The organism is Micromonospora sp. Llam0, assembly GCF_003751085.1.
Classification (GTDB): domain Bacteria; phylum Actinomycetota; class Actinomycetes; order Mycobacteriales; family Micromonosporaceae; genus Micromonospora_E.
In genome coordinates this window covers 5,900,568-5,906,650 of record NZ_RJJY01000001.1, presented here as the reverse complement: position 1 = coordinate 5,906,650, position 6,083 = coordinate 5,900,568, and the positions used below count along the sequence as shown (strand labels likewise).

Below are 6,083 nucleotides of genomic sequence, written 5' to 3'. Positions count from 1 at the left end.
GCCTGGGCGGCAGAAAACCGACTTGCCGTCGCGGTGAACGGATCGGGCCTGGATCTCGTTTGAGAGGCGCGGCCGCCGAACGGACCCGGCCGCGCGGAGGTGAGCAACCGTGTCGGAGCGGGACAACTCGCAGCGGCGCTACCGGATGGTGTACGCCGCAGGCGGGTGCCACGTCGTTGCGGACGAACCCGAACTCCTGGTCGATGTCCTGATCGGCGGCTATCTCAAAATTCCCGAGGAGCTGCGCGAGTTGGCCCGGATCGGGCATGCCGAACAGATCCGTGCCCGACTGCAACGGCGGGTACTGGCCGCGTACGGCCCCAGCGGGCTGTCCCCGGACGAGGAGCGGGCCTTTCTCGACGAGCCAGCGCCGAAGCAGGCACCACCATCGTGGTCGGTGGACGTGCCGCTGATCCTCGTCGACGCCCACTTCGCTGGTCGGCCGAGACCGGACCGGGCCGGCCGGACCGTCTGGCTGGAGACCAGCGACGACGACGGATACCTGCGGTCGATGGCGATGGCCGGCGAGATCCTGCTGATGATCAGGCGGGATGCCACCGATCTCGCCGACGCGGCCCCATCCGCAGCTGAGGTCTAGATGCAGCGTAAGCAGGTGTTGACGGGCCGCCGGACACAGCTCGGTGCTCTCGACGCAGCGTACCGCCAGGCATCGGCCGGTGGCCGGTTCGCGCTGGTGACCGGGGCAGCGGGCACCGGACGGACCGCTTTGTTGACTGCGGCCAGTGGCGCCTGGCAGGCGGCCGGCGCAGCCGTACTGCGGGTGCCGTCGGAGCCGGGATCCGGATGCCCCGTTGACGGGTTCGCCGCGCTGCTCAGCGTACTGCGCGAGCATTACGGACGCTTCGCCAACCCGATGCTGGCCGGTCCGCTGAGCACCATCGGTGCGCTCTGTGCGGACGCCGGTGCACCGTCACCCGGCCGACTGGCCCTGCTCGCCCAGGAGACGTCCGCCGCGTTCGGGCTGATCGGCCGGCAGCTGCCGACCGTGCTGGTCGCCGACGACGTCGACGACACGCCCTGGCTCGTCGCGGCGCTGGCTGCGGCCGTACGGGACAACTGCCTGGTGGTCGCGGCGAGCCGGACCGCGACCGGCCGGCTGGCCGTCCTGGCTGACAAGGTCGTCGATCTGCCTGCGTTGGACCCCGCAGCGGTACGGGAACTGCTCACCCGCTGGCACGGCACGCCGGTCGACGACGCAGTACTGGCGGCACTCGGCGCCGCACTCGGCCCGCTGGCCGGCCATCCCGCGACAGTGCTGCAGACCGCCGCCGAGCTGGCCGACACGGGTCGACTCGGCGTCTTCGGTGGTCACCTGTGTCTACTCGATCCGCAGACGACGATCAGCCTGGCGGCCGAACACCCGCTCATGACGGCGGCGCGGCGGCGCGGCACGTCGGCCGTACGCCTGGCCACGATGGCCGCCGCCACCCGCTTCCACGTCGGCGACCTGCCGTTGTTCGCCAACGCGACCCTCGGCCGGGCCGACGACGCCGGCCGAGTGCTCGATGGGCTGGTCACCGACGGGGTGCTGGTGGTGCAGCCGGACGACGTGATCAGCCCGAGATGCCCGGCGCTCGCCGCCAGGCTGATCGCCGACGCCGGTGCCGCGGCGGTGACCCGGCTGCACCGCGCGTACGCGGCGGCGATGCTCCGGCGCTCCGGCTCCGGCGTGCCAGCGGATCGGGCGACCCTCGCCGACCACGTCACGTCGGCCGGCGGCACACTGCCGGTCGACCGTCGAACCGCGTTCGCACTGGTCGCCACGGCGACCGAGGCGATGGAGCGGGAGCCGGCCCGGGCAGCCGACTGGCTGGACGCCGCGCTGCGGCACAGTGGTGGTGGCCCGGCCGGCGCGGACATCCTTGCCCGGCTGCTGCGCCTGCTGGTGCGTACCGGTCAGTTCGCCCGGCTCGGCGACGTGGTGCGGGCGGTGCCGGCCGGCACGGACCACCCCGATCTCGCTGCGGCCGGAACGCTCGCCGCCCTGCACATCGGGGTGCCGCTGACCCGGGTGCTCCGTACGCCGCCCGATGGCTGGCCGGTCCCGGCCATGGTGGACCGGTGGCTCACCGCGAACCCCACCGCCGCCGACCTGCCGCCCCTGGCCCCGGCGGACGCCCCGACGGACGCGACACCGTCGCTGGTCACCGATGTCGAGTTCGCCCTCGCGGGGTGGGCGTGCGGCACTGCCGACCTGCGGGTGGCCACCGCCGACGGCACTCGTCGCCTGGTCGACGCGGTCCGACCGCTGGACACCGACCCGCTGCTCATCGCGGGCGCGATGGGCGACCTGGCCCAGGTGCTGCTGCTGACCCTGGGACCCGGACGGTACCGGGTGCCCGGCGATGGACCGCTCGCCGCGTACCACCGCATGCTGGTCAGCCGGGCCCGAGGCGACCTGCCCGGAGTGGTGTCGGCGGCACGACAGGTCGGGCTGGCCGGCGGTGCGGCCACGGTGTCGCGCCGGCTGGCCCGGCTGTGGGCGGCCGAGTCGCTCGCCCTGCAGGGACGATCCGAGGACGCGGCGGTCTGGCTGGCGTCGGTCCCCGACGAGCCACCGTACGCGGCACTGCGGTGGTGGGTGGCGAACGGCGCGGCCGGTGAGCCCGGCACCGCCGCCGAGGCCGAACGGCGAATCGACGCGGCCCACCGAGCCTGCCGACGACAGCTGTCGTTCGGCAGCCGGATCGGCGTCGACCGGCTACTCGTCCGGGCAGCCGGGCTCGCCGCCCGGTTCGGCCTGCCCAAGCAGGGGGCCGAGATCGCCCGGCTGGTCGGGGTCGACCTCGCACCCGGCCGGCACGACAGCGCCGGCGTCGTCGATCGCGGCACCATCGGGATGGTTCGCGCGGTGACGACGGCAGACGTGTCCGGCGCGGCCGAGGCGATCGACTCGATCCGGGCCCGGGACGACCGCGTCGAGCTCGGCTACGCCCTCCTGGGCATCGGCCGGGTCGTCGACGATCCGCACCAGTGGCTGTTCGAAGCGGTGAACACCGCGGAAGAGATCGGTGCCCCCTGGCTGCGCGATGCCGCCGTCGACGCGATGCGGGTCCGTGGCGTACGCCGTCCCCGCAGCCGTGCCCCCCGGACCGGACTGAGCCCGGTCGAGACGCAGATCGTCGAGCTGGTCCGGCGCGGGCGCACCAACCGGCAGATCGCCGTCCAGATCCGGCTGAGCGAGAAGACCGTCGAGAACTACTTGACCCGTCTGTTCACCCGGACCGGCTGTCGGTCGCGAGTCGAGCTGGCGGCGGCCAGTTTCACCTCCGACATCCTGGACATCGCGTCCTGAATTCGACGGGAGACGCCCGATGACGGCAACCTTGGTGCCGGCGACTGCCCCGCCACGGCCACCGGCCGGGCCGGGACCGCCCGGTACTGCGGCGCTCACCCTGCTCGTCGGCCCGCCCGGGGTCGGGCGTACCCGTGCGTTGGGTGCCCTCCGTGCGGCGGCCGAGGCCGCCGGCGAAGCGGTGCTGGACCTAAGGTTGGCCACCGAGGACCGGGACGAGCCCTGGTACCTGGCCGGGCGGGTGCTCGCCGGCCTGGCGCCGCTGCCCGCCCGACTCGCCGCTGGGCGGGGACGGGGCGTCACGGAACCGTCCACGGCGACGCTCGGCCGGGCGCTGCGCCGCCACCACGGGCTGGTCGTCTTCGTCGACGACGCCCAGTGGGCCGATCCGCAGTCGGCCACCGCCCTGCTGACCGCGCTGCACGGCCTGCCCGAAGGCCAGGCTCGGTGCGTAACGGCGGTCCGTTCCGGGATCGGCGTCGAAGTCGCCGACGGAGTGTCGGCCGCGTTCCACCGGCTCCGGGCCGCCGGACGGGTGCGCATCGTCCCGGTGCGCCCGCTCACCCCGGCGGAGACCGACGAACTCGCCGCCGAGATCCTGAACGCGACACCGTACGGCGCGTTGCGCGACGAGCTGCGCCGGCTCAGCCGGGGCCGACCGGGCGCGTTGCTCGCGGCGGTGCGGGGCTACCAGGATTCGCCCGCCGTCCGGGTACTGGACCGGCGGGCCTACCTGATCGATTCTGCGGTCACCCCGCGGATCCCCGCCGATCATGCTCTGCTGGCCCCGGTACGCCAACTCGCCCCAGACGCCTTCGCCACCGCCCGGGCGGTGGCGGTGCTGCAACCGCTGTGCGCGGCCGTCCCGGCACTGGCCGCTCGGGCCAGCGGCCGATCGCCGGCCGAAGTGGACGACGACCTGGCCGCGCTACGGGCGGCAGGCGTGGCGAGCAAGCATTCTCGCGGTTGGCGGATCACCGTACCGGCGGTGGCGGTGGCCCTCACCGCCTGCCTCGGGCCCTACGAGCGGCGGCGGCTGGCCCAGCTGGCGGTCGAGGCTGTCTGGTCCGGCGAGGCGTCCTGCGCCGACCCGGACTACCTGCCCGACCAGGTCGTCATCGCCGGGCGGCTGGTCGACCAGCACCGGGCAGTGCGCCTGTTGCGCCGGCACGCGCGCGACGCCGAAGCCACCCGCCCGGCACCGGCCGCCCGCTGGTGGGCCGGAGCAGCCGAGCTCAGCACGGACCCGGCGGATCGGGTCGAAGCGCTACTCGCTGATGCCTTCGCCGCGCTGCACGCCGGCCGGCACGCGGCTGCGGGACCGCCGCTGAGTCGGCTGCTCGGCGAGAAGAGCGACCAGCTGTCCCCGGCCGCCCGGCTGGAGGCTGAACTGCTCGAACTGGCCCGCGTCGCCGGCACCGGCGACGCCGGGTCGGCGCAGGCCGTCGCGGCTGGTGAGCTCCGGCGTCCGGGGAGCCCACCGCCGGCCACGGTGACCCGGGCGGCGGCACTGGGCCTGCTGGACCGGTGGGCCGAAGCAGCCGAGCTGCTCGGGGCCGGTGCGCCCCCGAACGTGACGTCGGCGAATGCGCCGGATGGGCTGGAGCCGCTGACCGGTCTGGTCACCACCCAGGTCGCGGCGGTGACTGGCCGGGCCGGGCCACCCGTGCCCGGGCCGGCGGCCTTGCCTGGTCCGCACCTGCCCGGGCCGGCGGCCCGGGCAGGTGATCGGCGCCGGCAGGTGACAGCGGCCCTCGGCCGGTACCGTCTCGCGGCGGCCGCCGGCGAGCCGGCAGCAGCCGAGGCGGTGCTGGCGGCGGCCGGTCTGAGTCGGACCGACCTACCCGTGCCGGAGCGTTGCCTGTCCGACTGGCAGCGCGGACGGTGGACCGAGGCGCTCGACGCGGCCCAGGTCAGCATCGCCGCTGGCCTGGCGGCCAGCTGCCGGCTGGCTCCGGCGTTGGTGCACCGGGCCGGGGCGGAGGTGCTACTCGGCCGAGGCTGGCCGATGCGCGCCCGGACGATGCTCGACAACGCTCGGACCCGTCACGTTCCGCTGTCGTACCTGACGGCAACCGCAGCGGTCGACGTGGAGCTGGCCCTCGGCGACGCTGCGGCAGCCGGCCGGATCGCCGAGGAGGCCCTTGCCGCCGCAGCCCGGTCCGGTGCGCTCATCGGCACGGACGAACTGTGGATGGTCACGGCGGAGTTGGCGGCATCACGCGGGGACCGGGCGGAGGCACTGACGGCGGCAGACCACGCCGCCGCGGCCGCCGCCGCGCTGGGCGGCACCGCAGCGTCCTTGTGGGCGGCCAGCGCCGCTCTCGTCGCCGGCCACGACCCGGACGACCGGGCCCTGGTCACCGAGGTGGTGGGCCTCGCCCGAGACCTCGGCCAGCCCCACGTACTGGCGCGGACCCTGGAACGGGTGGTCCGGTGGACCGGCCACCATCCGGAGCTGCTTGTTGAGGCGTACGACCTCTACGAGGGTCTTGGCGCGATCCTGCACCGGTCCCGGGTGCGGCGGGCGATGCGTGAGCATGGTGTCGCGGTGCCGGGCCGGGCCGACACCCTCGCCGAGGGTGAGCAGCTGCTCGCCACGCTGGTCGCCGAGGGACTGACCAACCGCCAGCTCGCCGCGGTCACCCAGAGCAGCCCGAAGGGCGTCGAAGGCCGACTGTCGCGGTTGTTCACCCGGACCGGCTACCAGTCCCGGGTGGAGTTGGCGGCGGCGGTGCTGGTCGGGGAACGCCGGGCCGGCTGACCG

At 74.8% G+C, this 6,083-nt stretch carries 3 protein-coding genes; all 3 read left to right on the top strand.

Going from position 1 to position 6,083, the window contains the following annotated elements; genetic code table 11:
• Positions 1-109 precede the first annotated feature (109 nt).
• Genes EDC02_RS25685 through EDC02_RS25675 form a run of 3 tightly spaced genes read left to right on the top strand, consistent with a single transcriptional unit; the run spans position 110 to position 6,080 of the window.
• The gene (locus tag EDC02_RS25685) at positions 110-598 is read left to right on the top strand and encodes a hypothetical protein (protein ID WP_123604160.1); all 489 of its coding nucleotides are present in this window, start codon (positions 110-112) and stop codon (positions 596-598) included.
• Positions 599-3,316 (top strand): LuxR C-terminal-related transcriptional regulator, encoded by a 2,718-nt coding sequence (locus EDC02_RS25680; RefSeq protein ID WP_123604159.1) that lies wholly within the window; start codon positions 599-601, stop codon positions 3,314-3,316.
• A gap of 19 nt (positions 3,317-3,335) precedes the next feature.
• A complete protein-coding gene (locus tag EDC02_RS25675; RefSeq protein ID WP_123604158.1) occupies positions 3,336-6,080 on the top strand; it encodes an AAA family ATPase in 2,745 nt (914 codons plus the stop codon).
• The last annotated feature ends 3 nt before the right edge of the window (positions 6,081-6,083 follow it).

Coding starts and splice junctions, on each gene's coding strand:
- EDC02_RS25675 (WP_123604158.1), top strand. CDS start 3,336: ATGACGGCAACCTTGGTGCCGGCGACTGCCCCGCCACGGCCACCGGCC.
- EDC02_RS25680 (WP_123604159.1), top strand. CDS start 599: ATGCAGCGTAAGCAGGTGTTGACGGGCCGCCGGACACAGCTCGGTGCT.